The following is a 19,756-nucleotide window of genomic DNA, read 5'->3' as shown; positions in this document are numbered from 1 at the left end:
CGGGCAGGGAGCCGAAGCGTGAGGGGGCAGGCAGTCGAAAGATAAAGAAAGGTGGATTCCCGCCTATGCGGGAATGATAAAGGAAACACAGGGATGAAAAAGGGATTACTGGACATTTTAAAAGGAAAGTTTTTGGTGAGCGGGGATGCTCCCAAGAACTGGATGTTTTTGTTGTATGCCTCTTTCTTGGCCGCTTTGATGATTTCGAGCAGTCACCGTGCCGATAAAAAAGTATTGGAAATCGCTGCCTTGAATGAAGAAGTAAGAAAATTGCGCAGTGAGTTTGTTGAGGGAAGATCGGAAGTACAACAGTTAAAATTGGAGTCCACATTGCGCAAAGAAGTGGCCGACCAAGGTCTGGTTCCATCCGAAAATCCACCTAGAAAAATAAAAGTAAAATCAGCAGAGTAGTGGCGATATCTGAAAAAAATATCATGAACAGACTGTACCTCGTAGCCGGGGGACTGCTTGTTTTGTCCATTGCCGTGGTGGTGAAGCTGGTGGATATACAAATGGTGAAAGGGGAGGAGTACAAGGAACTCGCCCTCAGCAAAACGGAGAAGATGTTCACCATTGAGCCCAATCGTGGCAATCTATATTCTGAGGATGGGAGTCTGTTGGCCGCATCCGTGCCAAAATATGAGATTCGGTTTGATGCCAAGACCGTTTCCGAAGAAAACTTTCAAAAATATGTAGGACCGCTTTCGGATTCTTTGGGTCAAATGTTCAATAAGCCTTCGTCCCACTACCGACAGTTGTTTCGTAAGGCGAGAGCAAATGCAAACCGATATAAGTTGGTGGCCCGCAATGTGGATTACTTGGATTATGTACGGATAAAACAATTCCCACTCTTCAGCTTGGGGCCTTATAAAGGTGGATTTATTGAAACGCATCGAGTAGTCAGGGAATACCCCTTGGGTAAAATGGCGGCAAGAAGCATTGGCTACGAGCGTGTGGATGAAAATGGATACTATACCCGTGTGGGTCTGGATGGCGCTTTTGGAGAATCCTATTTAAGGGGACGGGAAGGCAAGCGTTTAAAGCAAAGAATAGCCAAAGGCCAGTGGAAACCCGTAGGGTTGGACAATATTGTGGAGCCGCAAGATGGTTTGGATGTGGTGTCCACCATCGATATCAACATTCAGGATATTGCCCATCACGAACTTTTGGCCCAGTTGGAAAAATACAAGGCCGACCATGGTTGTGTGGTGGTCATGGAAACCAAGACCGGGGAGGTTAAGGCCATTTCCAATTTGGGACGTACTTCCGAAGGAAAATATTATGAAAAGCTGAACTACGCCGTTGGGGAATCCCATGAACCCGGTTCCACTTTTAAGTTGATGTCGCTTGTGGCGGCCTTGGAAGACAAAGTTGTGGACACCAGTACGGTCATCGATACCGAAAAGGGAAGGTATCGCATTTATGATGGGGTGGTAAAAGATTCAAAATGGGGCGGTTATGGAAAAATATCTGTGGCCAAAGCCTTTGAGGTTTCCTCCAATACCGCTTTCGCCAAGATTATTAACGAGAACTACAAAGAACAACCCGAAAAATTTGTAAACCGACTGATGAACATGGGCCTTCACAAAAAGTTGGGATTGCCAATCATTGGTGAGGGAGACCCTGTGATACGTTACCCCGGGGACAAAGGGTGGTCTGGAATTTCTTTGGGATGGATGTCACATGGGTATGAAGTGTCCCTAACCCCCATGCAGACCTTGGCCTTTTACAATGCCATTGCCAATGATGGGGAATACGTGAAACCAAGATTGATCAAAGAAGTTCGGGAAGGCAGTAAAGTTGTTAAAAAGTTTGATAGACAGGTGTTGAATTCCTCCATCTGTTCCCAAGAAACCGTAAAAAAAGTACAGCAATTGATGAAAGAGGTGGTGGAAAAGGACTATGGAACAGGTCATAAACTGTATTCCAAAAACTTTTCCATGGCGGGCAAAACAGGGACCACACAAAAAAATTATGTGGAAAAGAATCCGGATAAGCTGGCGTATATCTCCTCATTTGCGGGATATTTTCCGGCAGACAATCCAAAATATTCCTGTATTGTGATCATCCACGAGCCGGACAAGGAAGAAGGCTATTATGGTGCTGATGTTTCCGGGCCGGTGTTTAAGTCCATGGCCCAGAAAATCCATGCCATTTCACCCCTGGTGGACGAAGTTGAGGAGAAAGTCTATGACGAAAAGACTTTGGAAGAGAACTATCAGCAATATTATGCGCAGGTTCAAAAGAAATACAATACGGTTCCCGATGTGAAAGGGATGACAGGAATGGATGCCGTTTCCCTATTGGAAAATCTAGGGCTGGAGGTAGAGGTGCACGGAAATGGAAAAGTGAAAAAACAGTCCATTGATAAAGGAACAGATATTAAAAAAGTAAAAAAAATAGTACTGGAACTTTCATGAAGTTGTTGAAGGACATATTATATGGTGTAAGCCTTTCCGCAGTGAGCGGAGATACCAACGTTATGGTCAACCAAATCCATTTCGATTCCCGAAAAGTGGAAATGGACGATGTCTTCATTGCGGTCCGTGGCACAGTGACCGATGGGCACAACTTCATTCAAAAAGCAGTGGAGGCTGGTGCAAGGGCCATTGTCTGTGAGGAATTGCCAGAGCTGTTGATTGACGGCATAACCTACCTAAAAGTTCCCGATTGCAACAGTGCGTTGGCCATAATAGCGGCCAATTATTTTGATAATCCTAGCAAAAACTTAAAGTTGGTCGGGGTTACCGGTACCAACGGAAAAACCACCGTAAGTACCTTACTGTACAATTTGTTCAAGAAAGCAGGCTACAAAGTTGGGCTGCTCTCTACCATAAAAGTTATGGTGGACGATACGGAATATCCTGCCACCCATACCACACCAGATGTCATCACCATAAACGATTATTTGGTAAAAATGAATGCTGCTGGGGTGGAATTCTGTTTTATGGAAGTGAGTTCGCATGGAATCCATCAAAAAAGAGCCGAAGGATTGCACTTTACTGGAGCCATTTTCACCAATTTGAGCCATGACCATTTGGACTATCACAAAACCTTTGCAGACTATCGGGATACCAAGAAGAAATTGTTCGATGGGCTTCCAAAGACCGCTTTTGCATTGGTGAACATAGACGATAAGAACGGCTTGGTGATGTTGCAGAACACCAAGGCCAAAAAATATACCTATGCCCTAAAATCCTACGCAGATTACAGGGCCCAGATTTTGGAACGGCAGTTCAACGGTCAATTGTTGAAATTGGATGATAACGAATTGTGGTCAAAATTGATCGGTGATTTTAATGCCTACAACCTTCTGGCCATTTATGCCACTGCGGATATTTTGGGATTGGAAAAAATTGAAATCCTACGGTTAATGAGTGAATTGGAGACCGTTGATGGACGGTTTCAATATTACATATCGAAAAAGAAAATAACGGCTATTGTTGATTATGCCCATACGCCGGATGCACTAAAAAATGTATTGATCACTATCAATGCATTGAGGACTGGAAATGAAAACGTCATCACCGTAGTGGGGTGCGGTGGTGACCGTGATAAGTCTAAGCGTCCGGTTATGGGTCATATCGCTTCCGAAATGAGCAATCAGGCCATTTTTACCTCAGACAACCCCAGAACGGAATCGCCAGCAGCCATTATTGAAGAGATGGAAGCCGGGGTGGAAGCGCAGAATGTCACAAAAGTATTGTCCATTGAAAACCGAAAGCAGGCCATAAAAACGGCGTGTAAGTTGGCCGCTGCCAATGATATCATCCTAGTGGCGGGAAAAGGACACGAAACCTATCAGGAAACCAATGGGATTCGGGTAGATTTTGATGATTTAAAAGAAGTAAAAGAGGCCTTGAACAGCCTAAACAAATAATAAAATGGAAATAAGAAGCAAGTGTCAAAAAGGGCTATTTCAAGCACCTTTTCTCTTGCGTCTCACATCTAAAGTCTAACAATGCTGTACTACTTGTTCGAATATTTAGAGAAACAATACCAACTGCCCGGGGCGGGACTCTTTCAGTTCCTCACCTTTAGAGCGGCCATGTCGGTCTTGTTGTCTCTTTTGATCGCCATGGTCTACGGAAAGCGCATTATCCTGTTTTTGCAGAAAAAGCAGATTGGTGAAACTGTTCGCGATTTAGGACTTGAAGGGCAAAAACAAAAGGCAGGGACACCCACCATGGGCGGTTTGATCATTATTTGGTCTACGCTTATCCCAGTACTCCTCTTTGCAGATGTGGAGAACATTTATGTGATTCTTTTGGTCATCACTACCATATGGATGGGCATTATTGGATTTATAGATGATTACATCAAGATCTTCAAAAAAGATAAAAAAGGATTAAAAGGTAGGTTTAAGGTTACAGGTCAAGTAGTATTGGGGTTGATAGTAGGGGCAACCCTTTACTTCCATCCGCAAGTGACTGTAAAAGAGAAGGACAGCACCCGAATCACACAAAATTTTGAGGTTGAGCAAGTGTTCGGTGAAGAGACCAAAACTGTCCGTACCAATGTGCCTTTCTTTAAAAACAATGAGCTGGACTATGCTGATTTTATCTCATGGATGGGTGAAGGCATGGAAGAATACGCGTGGTTGATTTTTATTCCCGTAGTCATTTTTATCATTACCGCAGTGTCCAATGGAGCTAACCTTACTGATGGTATAGACGGATTGGCCGCAGGCTCCTCAGCCATAATTGTGCTTACTCTGGGGATTTTTGCCTGGGTTTCGGGGAATATTCAATTTTCAAACTATCTGGACATTTTTTATCTGCCCAGGGTGGGCGAATTGGTGGTGTTCATTGCTGCCTTTGTTGGTGCCTTGGTAGGATTTTTATGGTACAACGCCTATCCCGCCCAAGTTTTTATGGGAGATACCGGAAGTTTGACCATTGGCGGGGTCATTGCCGTGATTGCCATTATTGTGCGTAAAGAATTGTTGATTCCCATTCTGTGCGGAATCTTCTTTGCGGAGTCCTTGTCGGTAATGGTGCAAGTGGGGTATTTCAAGCATACCAAGCGGAAATATGGTGAAGGAAAACGCATATTCTTGATGGCGCCGTTGCACCATCATTATCAAAAGAAATTATATCACGAGAGCAAAATAGTGACCCGTTTTTGGATCATTGGAATTTTATTGGCAATCATCAGTATTGTCACCCTTAAAATTCGGTAGATGGCGCGCTTGGTGATACTTGGCGGAGGAGAAAGCGGTGTGGGAACCGCCATTTTAGGGAAAAAAGAAGAATTTGAGGTCTTTGTTTCAGACAAAGGCGAAATAAAGGAGGCATACAGAAAAGTTCTTGAACATTTTGAGATTGAATGGGAGTCCGGTCAGCATACAGAGGCTAAGATCATGAACGCCGATGTAGTCATGAAAAGTCCTGGCATTCCAGATAAGGTGCCCTTGGTTAAAGCGTTGGTGGAGAAAGGTATTCCGGTGATTTCGGAAATTGAATTTGCCTCAAAATACACGGAGGCGACCTTAATCGGAATCACGGGGAGCAACGGGAAGACCACCACAACCATGCTTACCTACCATCTTTTAAAGAATGGTGGTTTGCATGTGGGCATGGCAGGAAACATTGGAGATAGCTATGCCAAAATGGTGGCCGAGCAAGATTTTGATCAGTACGTGTTGGAGATCAGCAGTTTTCAGTTGGATGGGATTGTGGATTTTAAACCCCACATCGCCATACTGACCAGTATAACACCAGATCACTTGGATCGCTACGAGTACAAATTTGAGAACTATATCGCATCCAAGTTTCGCATCGCCATGAATCATGATACAACTGATTATCTGATCTATGATGCAGATGATGAAGTGATTCAGGAATGGTTGAAAGACCACCCAGTTCAATCCAAATTGATTCCTTTTTCAGTGAAGAAAAAGCTGGAAGAAGGAGCTTGGTTGGAAAACGAAACGATAAAAATAAAATTAGAACATAAAACCTTGGAAATGAGTACAGATATTTTGGCCTTGGAAGGGCAACACAACGTAAAAAATACCATGGCAGCCAGTATGGCGGCCCTATTGGTGAAGGTTAGGAAGGAAACTATCCGCCAGAGTATCCAGTCTTTTCAGGGGGTGCCCCATAGGCTGGAGAAAGTATTAAAGATTAATCATGTGGAGTACATCAACGACTCCAAGGCAACCAATGTAAATGCCACTTTTTATGCCTTGGATGGGATTAAAAAACCCATTGTTTGGATTGTTGGTGGAGTGGACAAGGGCAATAATTATGCTGAGTTGATGCCTTTGGTTCGGGAAAAAGTGAAGGCCATCGTCTGTTTGGGCATGGACAATTCCAAATTAATTGATGCCTTTGGCAATGTCATTGATTTGATGGTAGAAACCTATTCCATGGAAGAAGCCGTAAAAGTGGCCTATAAAATTGCGGAACGTGGCGATTCAGTTTTGCTGTCCCCGGCTTGTGCCAGTTTCGACCTTTTTCAAAACTATGAGGATAGAGGCGATCAATTTAAAGCAGCAGTAAAGAATCTATAAAACCAATAACCGTGTTGGCACTATTCAAAAATTTGAAAGGAGACAAAGCCATTTGGGGCGTCGTGGCCCTTTTGGCCCTTTTCTCATTTTTGCCGGTCTATAGCGCAAGTACCAATTTGGTGTACGTTAATGACGACGGTACCACGTTTGGCCATTTGGTGAAACATGCCGTGCTCTTGTTTTTGGGCTTCGGGATCATTTATGCCGTACACCGTATACCTACCCATTATTTTAAGGGACTTTCCATTATTGCCATGCCCATTGTGCTGCTTTTGCTGGGCTACACCTTGACCGTGGAAACGGAAATTGGCGGTGTTACGGCCAATCGGTGGATTAAGATTCCTTTTGTAGGGGTCAATTTTCAGACCTCGACTTTGGCTTCGGTGGTGCTGATGATTTGGATAGCCCGCTATTTGACGAAGATCAAGGATGTTCAGATTACCTTCAAAGAAAGTATTTTGCCCCTTTGGTTACCCACGGCTCTGGTGGTACTGTTGATTTTGCCCGAGAACTTTTCAACCGCGGCCATCATCTGTTTCTTGGTGTTGGTGCTTTGCTTTTTGGGAGGCTATCCCCTAAAATATTTGTTCTCCATGGTTGGAGTGGGCATTGTGCTGGCAGGAATGTTCCTGTTTGTGCTGTTCAAGGCACCGGAGGTGCTGCCCGATAGAGCCGGAACATGGAAATCAAGGATAGAGACCTTTATTCATCCAGAGCAAGCAGACAAAGACGATTTGCATCAATTAACCTTGGCTCAGATTGCCATTGCCGAAGGAGGAATCGTAGGGAAAGGTGCAGGAAAGAGTGTAATGAAGAATTTGTTGTCGCAGAGTACTTCGGATTTCATTTTTGCCATCATTATTGAAGAATATGGGCTGTTGGGTGGAGGAGCACTCTTGTTTTTCTATCTGTTATTGCTTTTTCGGATAGTGGTGGTGGCCCATTCGGCCAAGACCGTTTTTTCAAAATTATTGGTCATTGGGGTGGGCTTGCCCATCGTTTTCCAGGCTTTTATCAATATGGCCGTGGTGGTGCAATTGTTTCCCGTTACGGGACAACCGTTGCCTTTGATCAGTATGGGAGGAACATCCATTTGGATGACCTGTATGGCTATCGGAATTGTACTGAGTGCCAGCAACAAAAAAGAGAATTTAGAGGAGCAATCCTATGACATAGATGAAACCAATCCTTTAGAAGTACTGAGTGGACAAATTTAGGTTTATACTTTCTGGAGGAGGTACGGGTGGACATATTTATCCGGCCATAGCCATAGCCAACGAATTGAAGCGAAGGCACCCAAACGCTGAGTTTTTGTTCGTCGGTGCCAAGGATAAAATGGAAATGGAAAAAGTACCGCAGGCAGGATACAAAATAAAAGGCCTGTGGATAAGTGGAATACAACGGAAACTGACATTGAAAAATCTCATGTTTCCTTTTAAACTGATGAGTAGTTTGATAGAGGCACGCAAAATAGTAAGGCAATTTCAACCCGATGTAGCCATCGGGACGGGAGGCTTTGCCAGTGGCCCATTGTTGCGAATGGCGGCTGGGGCAGGGATTCCATGTGTGCTGCAAGAACAGAATTCCTTTGCCGGAATCACCAACAAACTATTGGCCAGTAGAGCCCAGAAAATATGTGTTGCGTATGATGGTATGGAGCGATTTTTTCCAAAGGAAAAGATTGTGAAGACCGGAAACCCTATCCGAATGGATTTGGTGGATTTGAAATCGGACAAAAAAGAGGCTCTTGATTTCTTTGGTTTGGATGAAAGTAAAAAGACCGTCTTGGTTTTGGGAGGTAGTCTGGGAGCCAGACGCATCAACCAATTGATTGAAAAGGAACTCAGTTTCTTTGAAAATAGGGGGTTGCAAGTGCTTTGGCAGTGTGGCAAGCTCTACTATGATGAGTACAAAAAGCATGATTCTAACTCAGTGAAGGTGTTGGCCTTTGTCAACCAAATGGATTTGGCCTATGCCGCGGCGGATGTGATTATTTCCCGAGCAGGAGCTGGTTCGGTATCGGAATTGTGCTTGGTGGGCAAACCGGTGACTTTTATCCCATCACCCAATGTGGCCGAAGACCATCAGACCCAAAATGCAAAAGCTTTGGTGGCCAAAGATGCAGCCATTATGCTAAGGGAAACCGAACTGGATAGTGAATTCGAGAAATGCTTTTCCGATTTGATGGATTCCAAGGAAATGCAAAGCAAACTCGGAACAAACATCAAAAAAATGGCCATGCCCAAGGCCACGGAACATATTGTTGATGAAATTGAAAAATTGTTGAAGTGATGCAAAAGAGTATGCAAAATTCTGGAATATGTCACCTCGAGCACCCGCCTGCCGGATGTGCAGGCAGTCGAGAGGTGCTTGGTGTTGTGGATTTTGTTCTCGACTGCGCTCGAACTGACAATCCACAAGTATGAACATAAAGGACATCCATAGCGTCTATTTTATTGGTATCGGAGGTATTGGTATGTCCGCCTTGGCCCGCTATTTCAAATTTATGGGAAAAGAGGTCGCTGGATATGATCGCACTCCCACACCCATCACCAACGGTTTGGAAGAAAAAGGCATTTCAGTGCATTTTGAGGATGCTGTGGATAAGGTTCCTGAGGCTTTCAAACAATCAGGAACCCTTGTGGTATACACACCTGCGGTGCCGGCAGTCCATTCGGAACTGCAATTTTTCAAGAACAATGGTTTTGAGATTAAAAAACGGTCCGAAGTGTTGGGCATCATTACAAAAGATACCTTTTGCTTTGCAGTGGCAGGCACCCATGGCAAAACGACAACATCCAGCATTTTAGCCCACTTGTTGAAGGAGTGCAATGTTCCATTCACGGCATTTTTGGGTGGTGTTTCGGAGGATTTCAATAGCAATTTTGTGCTGGAAGGAACGGAGTATTCCGTGGTGGAGGCCGATGAATTTGATCGCTCCTTTTTGCGACTTTCGCCCAATGTGGCCTGTATCACTTCCATGGATGCCGACCATTTGGATATTTACGGCACCAAGGAAGAATTGGAACAATCATTCAGGGATTTTACTGAAAAAATAAAACCTGGGGGAAAACTTTTTGTGAAAAAAGGATTGCCGTTGGAGGGAATCACATTTGGCATTGAAGATGGTTCGGACTACCGAATTGAACATATAGAAGTTGAACAAGGGACCTACGTATTTGATCTCGTAACGCCTTTGGAGGTATTGAAACAAGTGCGTTTCAACAAGCCCGGAAGGCACAATTTGCTCAATGGATTAGTCGCTTTTGCAATGGCGGTGGAAACGGGCTGCCCACCACACCGCCTTGCCAAGGCTTTGGAGAGTTTTAAAGGGGTGCAGCGAAGATTTTCATACCAAATCAAAGAAAAGGACTTTGTTTTTATTGATGATTATGCCCATCACCCAACAGAAATCAATGCCGTTTACCAAGCCATCCGGGAAATGCATCCCGGTGAAAAAATCACAGTGATTTTTCAGCCGCACTTGTTTTCTAGAACCCGGGATTTTGCAGATGATTTTGCCAAAAGTCTGTCCCAATTTGATATGATCATCCTTTTGGAAATCTATCCGGCGAGGGAGGAACCCATTGAAGGAATTACCTCGGAATGGCTGTTGGAAAAAATAGAGAACCCCCACAAAAAATTGATTTCAAAATCAAAATTGATAGAGGAGATAAAGCATTGTAAAACAGGAGTTTTGGTGGCTTTGGGAGCGGGTGATATTGGAATGGAAGTACCAAAAATCAAAAAAGAATTGGCGTATGCGAGTTAATTGGGATTACATAAAATTGGCTTGTTTGTCCGTGGCGGTAATTGCATTGTATGGCTTTGCCGATCAACGGAGCAAGCAGAAAAAAGTGGAAGGAATGACCGTTAAATTTGTGGGCGACAATAACTTGTACCTTACTGAGGATGCGGTTAATAAATTGTTAATACAAAATTACGGACCGGTAAAAAATAGGGCCAAAGAACAGTTAGTTTTGAATACCATAGAGGAGGTAATCCAATCCAATGCTATGGTTAAAAACGCCCAGGTCTATCTTACTGTAAACGGGGAACTTGTCTCCAAAATTGTTCAGCGTAAACCGATTGGGAGAGTAGAGGGAATCTCTAAATTTTATTTGGATGATTTGGGAGAACGCATGCCTTTGTCAAAGCACCATTCGGCCAGGGTTCCCATCATCACGGGTGAGGTTACGGGAAAAACCTTGGAGGACGCTTATGTTATTTTGAACTATATCAACGGGGACGATTTTCTTCGGAAAAATGTCATCGGCATACACATTGTGAAAGAGGGCAAGTACCAGTTGAGGTTCCGAATGGAAAACTTTGTGGTAAATCTTGGAGGAGTGGAAAACCTTAATGAGAAGTTCAAAAATTTTATGGCATTTTATGCCAAGGCATCCAAAGATCTGTCGTTGGCAGATTATGCAATAGTGAGTTTAGAGTTCAACAATCAAGTGGTTTGCACCAAAATATAACGTATGGAACAGGGTAATTATTCAGTTGGATTGGATATTGGAACTACCAAGATTGTAGCGATCATAGGTAGGGAAAATGAGTATGGAAAGATTGAGATTTTAGGAACCGGAAAGTCCAAAAGTCTGGGCGTACATCGTGGGGTGGTCAACAATATTACGCAGACCATTTCCTCTATTCAGCAAGCCGTGGAACAGGCCGAAGTCAATTCGGGTCTAAAGATTGGTTCCGTGGTGGTGGGCATTGCAGGTCAACATATCCGAAGCCTTCACCACAGCGATTACATTACCAGACCAGATTCTGAAGAGGTGATCAATAATGAGGACTTGGACCGACTTTGTAACCAGGTGTACAAATTGGTGATGCTTCCCGGAGAGGAAATCATCCATGTACTGCCACAGGAATACAAAGTGGACGGGCAAACCGAAATAAAACAACCCAAAGGCATGTACGGTGGCCGATTGGAAGCCAATTTCCATGTGGTTGTGGGCCAGGTATCATCCATCAAAAACATTGGAAGGTGCATTAAAAGCGCCGGATTGGATTTGGGCAACATTACCTTGGAGCCCTTGGCTTCAGCCGATGCTGTTCTAAGTCAGGAGGAAAAAGAAGCTGGTGTCGCCTTGATCGATATAGGTGGTGGTACCACGGATTTGGCCATTTTTAAAGATGGTATCATCCGTCATACCGCCGTTATCCCATTTGGTGGTAATGTGATTACCGAAGACATTAAGGAAGGTTGTTCCATTATTGAGAAACAGGCCGAACTCCTCAAAATAAAATTTGGTTCCGCATGGCCCGGTGAAAACAAGGACAATGAGATTGTCTCCATTCCCGGATTGCGTGGCCGTGAACCCAAAGAGATCACATTGAAGAACCTTTCCAAGATCATCCATGCAAGAGTAGTGGAGATTGTGGAGCAGGTGTATGTCGAAATCAAGAACTATGGGCACGAAGATCAAAAGAAAAAACTGATTGCAGGGATTGTGTTGACCGGTGGTGGAAGCCAACTGAAACACCTTAAGCAATTGGTGGAGTATATCACAGGTATGGATACCCGTATTGGTTATCCCAATGAGCACTTGGCAGGAGATTCAGATGAGGAAGTGGCTAGTCCGCTCTATGCAACGGCAGTTGGTCTGTTGATGAATGCCTTGGAATCCACAGGCAAGCAAGTCATTGATGAGGAAGAGCATGTTCCCGAAGAGGAAAAGGTATTGGTGGGCCAAGAAAATATGGGCGGTCCTTCAAGTGCTAATTCCGATAAAGAACGAAAATCAATTTTTGATAAATGGTCCGAGAAGTTGAAAGACTTTTTGGACAACGCAGAATAACCCCATACATAAGCAGAGTATAACCCCGTAAAAGAAAAAGAACCGTCATGAGTAAGAACGCCGAATTTGATAACATCGCTTTTGATCTGCCCAAGAACAAGAGCAACGTAATAAAAGTAATCGGAGTTGGAGGTGGAGGAAGCAATGCCATCAACCACATGTTCCAAGCAGGAATCAATGGAGTGGACTTCGTAATCTGTAACACAGACGCACAAGCCCTACAGAACAGCCCGGTGCCCAACAAAATCCAATTGGGGGTATCGTTGACTGAGGGACTGGGTGCGGGAGCCAATCCTGAAATTGGGGAGCAGGCCGCATTGGAAAGTATGGAAGATATAAAGGCTATGATGGAAAATACCACCAAAATGGCTTTTATCACTGCTGGAATGGGTGGGGGAACCGGTACGGGAGCGGCCCCGGTCATCGCCAAATTGGCCAAGGAAATGGACGTCCTTACGGTGGGAATCGTTACCATTCCTTTTCAGTTTGAAGGAGCCATGCGGAACAAACAGGCACAGTTGGGGATAGAAAAATTACGGGCCAATGTGGATTCGTTGATAGTCATCAACAATAACAAACTGCGCGAAGTTTACGGCAATCTTGGGTTTAAGGCCGGATTCTCTAAAGCGGATGAAGTTTTGGCCACTGCTGCACGGGGAATTGCAGAGGTAATTACGCACCACTACACACAGAATATTGACCTTAGGGATGCCAAAACGGTACTTTCCAATAGCGGAACCGCCATTATGGGTTCTGCAACCGCAACAGGTTCTTCTAGGGCAAACGAGGCCATTATGAAGGCCTTGGATTCCCCCTTGTTGAACGATAACAAAATCAATGGGGCCAAGAATGTACTTTTGCTCATTGTTTCTGGAGCGCAAGAAATTACTATTGATGAGATCGGAGAGATCAATGACCATATCCAGATTGAGGCCGGTCACGGCGCCAACATCATCATGGGGGTGGGTGAAGATGAAAGTTTGGGCGAAGCCATTGCGGTAACCGTCATTGCTACAGGTTTTAATGTAGACCAGCAAGACAATATCGTCAACACGGAATCCAAAAAAGTGTTTTACACCTTGGAAGACGAACAGACTGCGGAGCAGGATTTGACCCCTGAGGCCACATCGGTACAAGAGGTAAAGGTTGAGAAACAACCGGTACAACCCCAAGAACCCACCATAGTAAAGCACACCTTGGACACGTCAGAAGAAGAAATTGAACCTAAGGCACAGGTACAACCACAAAAGGAGGAGCCAGAAACCGACCTTATTCCAACTACAAACTACATCAGAAACTTTAATGTGTTCTATGAGGAAGTGGTTGCGGAGAATGTTGAGGACGATTTCATCATCATAGAAGCAAAGAACATCATCAATGACATTGAGGTAGTGGACCCAGAAGTGGTTTCGCCAAAGGCCAAAGAGGATCAGATTACCTTGAGTTTTGATATGCCCCTGAACAGTGAAGTTGAAGAGGAAGAAGATGAAAAAGAGCATACCGTCACCTTTAATTTGGATGATGGTATTGGGGACGTCAATGTGAACGAATATGTAGAGGTGAAGCCTGTTTTGGAATACAAGAAGGAAGGGGAGACCCGCTACAATCTGGAAGAGTACATGGAGTTGGAGAACAAACTCACCGGAGCAAAATCCAAAGCGGAGACCCACGAGCCCAAATTGGTGGAGAATGAGTTGGTTTTTGAGAAGAAGACCATCAAAATGGAAGCCTCCAACGAAGGTGAGGGAGATTCCCAAAATATAGACCCGTTCAACAGCTCAATTAGTGAATTGTTGAAAGAACGCGCAGATGAGCGTCGCAAAAAATTGAAAAATTTCAACTACAAGTTCCAGAACAACAGGAACAGCATAGACGAGATAGAAAAACAACCTGCATACAAGCGCCAAGGGGTGGACTTGAACGATGTCCCAAAAGAGCAAAAAGTATCCAGGACTACATTGAGTGAGGACAGCAATGATGATTTACAACTGCGTTCCAACAACTCTTTTTTGCACGATAATGTTGATTAGTAGTGTTTAAATTGAAATCCATTTTTTAATGGAAAGCATAAGCCCGATAGTTAAGAGACTTTCGGGTTTATTTTTTATCTTCGCAGCCCAAAATATTCAGTAATGGGTTTGCAGGAAAAGGTAATGACCGAAATGAAAGCCGCAATGAAGGCGAAGGACACTGTTGCCTTGGAATCATTGCGAGCCATTAAATCTGCCATTTTATTGGCAAAAACAGAAAAAGTGGGTACCGAGCTGTCTGAAGAGGATGAGGTGAAGTTGGTTCAGAAATTGGTAAAACAGCGCAAGGACAGTGCAGCGATTTACCAGCAGCAAGGCAGGGAAGATTTGGCGGAGCCGGAATTGGCGCAAGTGGCGGTGATTGAAAAGTTTTTACCCGAGCAGCTCACTGAAGAAGAAATTGAGAAAGTAGTGGTGCAAACCATTGACTCGGTTGGAGCTTCTGGAATGCAAGATATGGGAAAGGTAATGGGCATTGTCTCCAAGGAATTGGCTGGACAGGCCGATGGAAAGACCATTTCCACCATTGTTAAAGCAAAATTGAGTTCATAAAAATACATATTGAAGTGCTCCGGATGACCTTTTGGGATAATGGAGCGAGATAAAGGCCGCGTAGTTCAACTGGATAGAATATCAGATTTCGGCTCTGAGGGTTGAGGGTTCGAATCCTTCCGCGGTCACTAAAGGGGATTTTCTGCAAATCGAGTGGAAGTCCCCTTTTTCTTTGCCCTTCAAATCCCCTGTGAACAAAGAGATTGCGCCAAAAATCTCATTGACCCGAAAAATTCGAACTTGCTTGTTTTTGAAGTCATACCCAATCCCGTCGGGGAACACCATATATTGTATGGACCTTTTTGTTTCCAAATCCCCTAACTTCCACAGTGATGGTAGGTTACAAGCGTAATCGAGTGCCAATTTTACAGACTTTTTGAGGTTCGAACTATTTATTCCCCCATTTTCCATTTTCACCTCCAGTTCCCTTTTTTTGGCTTTCAGTTCCGGCATGAAAAGGTCGTACTGGGACTTTGTGATCTCGTTCAGCAAGACATATCTTCTCTCCAATGTGTCCATCCTTTCTTTAAGTTGGCCGAGTTCTTTGGTCAACCGCTTTTGGTCCTCAAGTGCCTCCTGGTTTTTATCGATCAAGGTATCGTGTATGATATCGGCCAATGGCTCGATATACTTTTTGTCGGCTAGTGTATACCTGCCCAATACGTTCAGGAACTCTTTATGGAACTTATTGGCACTTCTGTTCTCCTTGCTGCCCTTACGCCTGTTCTTGTAATAGTACAGGCCTTTTTTCTTCACGATATATCCAGTGTAGGGTGTTCCACAGACCGAAGATCTGACAAACATCTTCAATGGCAGGTTTTCGTCATCGAACGAATATTTCTTCGGTGGTTCACCTGCATGGAGGAGATTGTGGATCTTAAGGAACATTTCTTTCGATATGAGGGCCTCGTGTTTCCCCTGGATCACTTCACCGGGAATAAGACTGTTCACGATAAGCCCACAATAGAAGGGGTTTCTAAAAAGGTCCGTCAATCTTTTTGCATGTATGTCCAGGCCCTTGTCTTTAAGTCGTTTTGCAATCTCGACATGTGACATGTTGGAATTTGCCTTCCATAAAAAAGCCTGTTTTAATAATCTTCCTTCCTCCGAGATCACAAAATTCGGAATCTTCCCTTTTCCGGGATTCGTATTGGTGTATCCAAATGGATAGGCACCGGTCCAATGGCCCCTTCGCAGTTTTTCCCGCATTCCCGTAATGGATTTGTCCCTACGGATCTGGTTGTCGAAGTGGGAGAACATGTGGTACAGGTTTTCCTGGAACGTACCCGCACTCGTGGTCACATCGATTTCCTGGGTGGCCGAAATAACGGCAACCCCCTGCTTTTTTAACTGTTCGCTGATGTAGGCACCGTTCGCACCCGTTCTGGAAAACCTATCATAGGAATAGACGATGATATAGCCGATGTTCTTTCTCCTTTTGACATAGCTGAGCATCCTTTGGAACTCCCTACGCTCATCGCTCTTTGCGGATTCATAGGTTCCCCCAAAATATTCCAATACTTCCAATTCCTTTCGAATTGCATATTCTTGGCAATATTTGAGTTGTGTTGTCAGGCTGGCATTGTTGTCAAATTGCTCCTTACTGGAAACACGGGTGTAGATGACCGCCGTGTTGTTCTTTCCTATGATCCTTCCTTTTTCCTTTTTCGCAAATTGACTGAATACCTCTAAGTTCATGTGTTCCCTTTTTGGACATGGCGGCAAACTATGTCGGCGAGTTCCCTGAGCTGTTCCACGACCTTTTTCGCTTCTTCCTCCGGGCAATCCTCAAAACCTTTATAAGTCTTGAGCCATGTACTGTTGAATGTTCTGTTTTTCCGCTTTAGCTCGATTATCGGGTTTGACATTTCCTATAAATAGCAATAGCTCCTGAATCTTGAAGGTCACTACCGTATTTGTAAAGCAGGCTTTAATTTACCTTTTTTAATCGATCTGGTCCCTTGTGGGACCATTGTTTTATTCCATACTTATGAGTTGTCGGTCAACAACTTTTGGTTTTTGCGACAGGGGTCGATCTTTTTTCTAAAGATCCTGTTCACACAGACAATCTTACCATTACTTTGTTTGATCTCCAGATTTTGAAAATCATGTTGTTTCAACATATCGATGATACGCTCTCCTGTGTCCAATCGTTCCAGACCTTCAATGGCATCCACCTCCCCATTTTTGATGATCACTTTGATGGACAGGAACCTTTTGCTGCGTACCATTTCCAATACCTGGATCTCAGAGGGGGACAATCCTGAATGTTCCTGCTTGTTGTTATCTTTCATAAGTTCAAGTTCTACAGGCCCAGCCCTTTCCTTTTCTTCTTTCTTTTGGACTTTTTCCTCGCAACATGGTCATTGAGTTCCAGCTTGAAAGGGGTCCAATCCGTTTCATTTGCCACAGACCCGGTCATTCCATTTCCCTTAATTTCTCCCACATGACCTTTTGATTGTTGAGCAGGATCTTCAGTGCCTTTTTCAACTCCCTCACTTCTTGGTACAGGCCTGATTGTCGCTCCATGGCTTCCTTCACCAGATCTATCAGTTCCCCGTTCTTTTCCATTAGTCGATAGTATAACTGTACGGTCTCTGTCTTGCCCATAATCGATTTGTTTTACGATATTGTTCCATGAATATTTTTTGCCGAGCGTACTGCCTTTGTACACTATGCCTTGATAGTTGAACGATATGCCCGAGACCCTGCCCGTGGTTTTGCTTATGTTGAATCTTGGCGATATATTTTGCTCTTGTAGCAACTTGATAAATTCCGTTGTATCCGTTGCCCTTGAAATTACCGAACCGATCCTCTTCTGAAGTATCAGTTTGATAGGCAGATTACCCGTTCTCAGGGTTTTCTCGATCTCTTTCCGGGTAAGTGGTTTTTTGAGACTGTTCTTTGCAGAAATTTGGGTCAGCCCATATTTCTTTTCCAGATCATTGATCACCTCCCGGCTCCTTCTTTTAATGTTGCTGTCACTTGCCGATCTGCCCGAATAACTGACCCTGTTGGCCACGATATGGATGTGCTCGTGCTTCGTGTCCGTATGGCGGTACATGATGAACTGGTTGTTATCGAAACCCATTTTCATCAGATAGTCGCATCCCAATGAAGCAAATTCTTTATCGTTCAATCGATCTGAGTATGGCAGGTTCAAGGAAACATGGAATACCGCATTCCCAAGTCCCGGACGCAAATGCCTGATCAAATTGAATTCCTGTGTCATGTTTACCGCTGTGGAATGTTCAATATTGGAATCGATCACATGTCCTACACCTTCGCTCACCTTCTTTTCATTGTAGGCAAGAACACCGTAAAAATCCTTTCCTATGGCTATCTTACCTATCATTGTTGGTGATATTTGATTTGAGCTGTTGCAACAACATTTTTACCTCCTCCAATTGTTTATGAATATTGAACGGGGCACGGATACATGAGTTCGAGACCCTGGCAAGTTGGTTCAGGTTGTTTCCCACCCTGCTCAGCTCGACAAAAAGTTTCCGGTCCAACGGATCCACCTTTTTATTCGGCAAGGATTTTCCAGTACATTTTCTTCGGATATACTGGGCAACGGACAGCCCAATGGCCTCTGCATTATTGGTAATGATAATGTATTCACTTTGTGAAACTCTAAAGGCGATGACAATCGTCCTTTGTTTTGATATGTCCTTTTTAGGTCTTGCCATTTTCTATGGTTTTGGTATTGTTCAAAAGGTCACTTGCAAACGAAGTGCGCAGTTTTTGTTTACAAAAACACAACTTGCTTCGTGACCTCTGAGAACAAACCTATTATCATTTATTTAGGGGAACCTACTTTGCAGTACAAGATGTTATGTACGGTAAATCCATGTAGTATATTTTCAGAATGGGAAAACAAAACTTGTACGGAATCGTAGCAATGAGTATCTATGGAAAGGGAGAGAAAATGCCCAATGGTTACCTATCCACGTAGTCCTTGGCATATTTGGCCCATTGCACCAAATCTTAATTTTAAACCTACTAAAGGGGCAGATATCTTAGGTATGGGTTATCTAAACAAGATATCATAAAAACTTATTTCTTTCTTTGGATAATGGTGTGAGCAGAACCATTTCGAACAGGCTGAAAAGCTTGATTGTCCAATTAATTAAACCCGATAGATAGGTCTCAACTTTTCGGGACTTGCCCCAGTTTGCTTTACCCAATCCAATTTTAATGTCTGTTATGAACCAAAAATGGGAAGGGATAAAAGTACCATTCCCCCAACATATCATTGACTTTGATTGTTAACATGCATTTTACTTATATCCATTTCCTTTGTGTATGTAATCATTTAAATGTATGATTGTATGATTGTATGATTGTATGATTGTATGAATATATATGCTTACATCTTTTGGGACATTTTTGAAAAGGTCCATTGGCTTTCAAAATCATCATTAAACTTATTTTTAACCATTATTGTCCTAAGAATAGGGGAATTATAACATTGGGGGAATCCAAGAAACATCCAACCTTTTCTTCTTTCTCCCTTTCCACAATAAGCGCCCAACGGGAGTGCCCCTCTCAAACCAAAAATGTAGTGGTTCATTAATAGGTAGTGGCCAATTTGATGGGATGTAAGGAGTTTTTAAATATAATGCAAGAAGGTGAATTTTTTCGACCTCTTGCGTTTATGCACGTCCCCTAGGATGTTGAAAATCTGGGTTGAAAGGGGAGGCCTTTCAACTTCAACAATGACAAAAAAATATTGTAAAACCGTAAATTGGTTAAAAGAGTAATACTCAAAGGAAGGAAAGAGCACCAAATTCAAAAGTTGAAGTAATAGAAGAATTATATTAGCAACTTGACTTTATTCA

17 protein-coding genes and 1 tRNA gene are annotated in these 19,756 nt (G+C 43.6%); 13 read left to right on the top strand and 5 right to left on the bottom strand.

Annotation, left to right across the window (positions count from 1 at the left end; genetic code table 11):
• Positions 1-93 precede the first annotated feature (93 nt).
• The 13 genes from A7D14_RS07845 to A7D14_RS07785 all read left to right on the top strand — a co-directional run bounded on the left by A7D14_RS07845 (position 94) and on the right by A7D14_RS07785 (position 15,040).
• Positions 94-411, top strand: coding sequence for an FtsL-like putative cell division protein (locus A7D14_RS07845; protein WP_067032436.1), 318 nt, complete (start codon positions 94-96; stop codon positions 409-411).
• Positions 411-2,420 (top strand): penicillin-binding protein, encoded by a 2,010-nt coding sequence (locus A7D14_RS07840; RefSeq protein ID WP_067032433.1) that lies wholly within the window; start codon positions 411-413, stop codon positions 2,418-2,420. The genes A7D14_RS07845 and A7D14_RS07840 overlap by 1 nt, the downstream gene beginning before the upstream one ends.
• Positions 2,417-3,880, top strand: coding sequence for a UDP-N-acetylmuramoyl-L-alanyl-D-glutamate--2,6-diaminopimelate ligase (locus tag A7D14_RS07835; protein WP_067032429.1), 1,464 nt, complete (start codon positions 2,417-2,419; stop codon positions 3,878-3,880). Before A7D14_RS07840 ends, A7D14_RS07835 begins: the two co-directional genes overlap by 4 nt.
• An 81-nt stretch (positions 3,881-3,961) precedes the next feature.
• Entirely contained in the window at positions 3,962-5,182 is a 1,221-nt protein-coding gene (gene mraY / locus A7D14_RS07830) for a phospho-N-acetylmuramoyl-pentapeptide-transferase (protein WP_067032426.1), read from the top strand.
• Positions 5,183-6,517, top strand: coding sequence for a UDP-N-acetylmuramoyl-L-alanine--D-glutamate ligase (gene murD, locus A7D14_RS07825; protein ID WP_067032423.1), 1,335 nt, complete (start codon positions 5,183-5,185; stop codon positions 6,515-6,517). It begins immediately after the preceding gene.
• An 11-nt stretch (positions 6,518-6,528) separates the two neighbouring features.
• Positions 6,529-7,734, top strand: coding sequence for an FtsW/RodA/SpoVE family cell cycle protein (locus tag A7D14_RS07820; protein ID WP_067032419.1), 1,206 nt, complete (start codon positions 6,529-6,531; stop codon positions 7,732-7,734).
• Positions 7,721-8,809, top strand: coding sequence for an undecaprenyldiphospho-muramoylpentapeptide beta-N-acetylglucosaminyltransferase (gene murG / locus A7D14_RS07815; protein ID WP_067032416.1), 1,089 nt, complete (start codon positions 7,721-7,723; stop codon positions 8,807-8,809). Before A7D14_RS07820 ends, murG begins: the two co-directional genes overlap by 14 nt.
• A gap of 130 nt (positions 8,810-8,939) precedes the next feature.
• Positions 8,940-10,289 carry a UDP-N-acetylmuramate--L-alanine ligase gene (gene murC, locus A7D14_RS07810; RefSeq protein WP_067032412.1) on the top strand — a complete coding sequence of 450 codons (1,350 nt, stop codon included), beginning with the start codon at positions 8,940-8,942 and terminating at the stop codon, positions 10,287-10,289.
• Complete coding sequence (locus A7D14_RS07805; protein WP_067032409.1) at positions 10,279-10,998, top strand: cell division protein FtsQ/DivIB; 720 nt, start codon at positions 10,279-10,281, stop codon at positions 10,996-10,998. The genes murC and A7D14_RS07805 overlap by 11 nt, the downstream gene beginning before the upstream one ends.
• A gap of 3 nt (positions 10,999-11,001) precedes the next feature.
• Complete coding sequence (gene ftsA / locus A7D14_RS07800) at positions 11,002-12,330, top strand: cell division protein FtsA (RefSeq protein ID WP_067032405.1); 1,329 nt, start codon at positions 11,002-11,004, stop codon at positions 12,328-12,330.
• A gap of 47 nt (positions 12,331-12,377) precedes the next feature.
• Positions 12,378-14,360: a cell division protein FtsZ gene (ftsZ, locus tag A7D14_RS07795; protein WP_067032402.1), complete on the top strand. Its 1,983-nt coding sequence runs from the start codon at positions 12,378-12,380 to the stop codon at positions 14,358-14,360.
• A 102-nt stretch (positions 14,361-14,462) separates the two neighbouring features.
• Positions 14,463-14,912 carry a GatB/YqeY domain-containing protein gene (locus A7D14_RS07790; RefSeq protein WP_067032399.1) on the top strand — a complete coding sequence of 150 codons (450 nt, stop codon included), beginning with the start codon at positions 14,463-14,465 and terminating at the stop codon, positions 14,910-14,912.
• A gap of 54 nt (positions 14,913-14,966) precedes the next feature.
• A tRNA-Arg gene (locus A7D14_RS07785) sits at positions 14,967-15,040 on the top strand.
• On the opposite strand, the gene A7D14_RS19640 is transcribed toward A7D14_RS07785, so the two are convergent.
• The 5 genes from A7D14_RS19640 to A7D14_RS07765 all read right to left on the bottom strand — a co-directional run bounded on the left by A7D14_RS19640 (position 14,994) and on the right by A7D14_RS07765 (position 18,604).
• Entirely contained in the window at positions 14,994-16,610 is a 1,617-nt protein-coding gene (locus A7D14_RS19640; RefSeq protein ID WP_083158026.1) for a recombinase family protein, read from the bottom strand. The two genes, A7D14_RS07785 and A7D14_RS19640, sit on opposite strands and share 47 nt — an antisense overlap.
• Positions 16,607-16,780, bottom strand: a complete 174-nt coding sequence (locus A7D14_RS20015; RefSeq protein WP_176712387.1) for a hypothetical protein — start codon at positions 16,778-16,780, stop codon at positions 16,607-16,609. Before A7D14_RS20015 ends, A7D14_RS19640 begins: the two co-directional genes overlap by 4 nt.
• Before the next feature lie 120 nt (positions 16,781-16,900).
• Complete coding sequence (locus A7D14_RS07775; protein ID WP_067032393.1) at positions 16,901-17,206, bottom strand: hypothetical protein; 306 nt, start codon at positions 17,204-17,206, stop codon at positions 16,901-16,903.
• An 11-nt stretch (positions 17,207-17,217) separates the two neighbouring features.
• On the bottom strand, positions 17,218-18,267 hold the full coding sequence (locus A7D14_RS07770) for a relaxase/mobilization nuclease domain-containing protein (protein WP_067032390.1): 1,050 nt from the start codon (positions 18,265-18,267) through the stop codon (positions 17,218-17,220).
• Positions 18,257-18,604 carry a plasmid mobilization protein gene (locus A7D14_RS07765; protein ID WP_067032387.1) on the bottom strand — a complete coding sequence of 116 codons (348 nt, stop codon included), beginning with the start codon at positions 18,602-18,604 and terminating at the stop codon, positions 18,257-18,259. The genes A7D14_RS07770 and A7D14_RS07765 overlap by 11 nt, the downstream gene beginning before the upstream one ends.
• Positions 18,605-19,756: the final 1,152 nt, after the last annotated feature.

Source organism: Allomuricauda sp. CP2A (assembly GCF_001683915.1).
GTDB lineage: Bacteria > Bacteroidota > Bacteroidia > Flavobacteriales > Flavobacteriaceae > Flagellimonas.
Note: the sequence above shows the minus strand (reverse complement) of the source record. Positions and strands in the feature narration are given on the sequence as shown.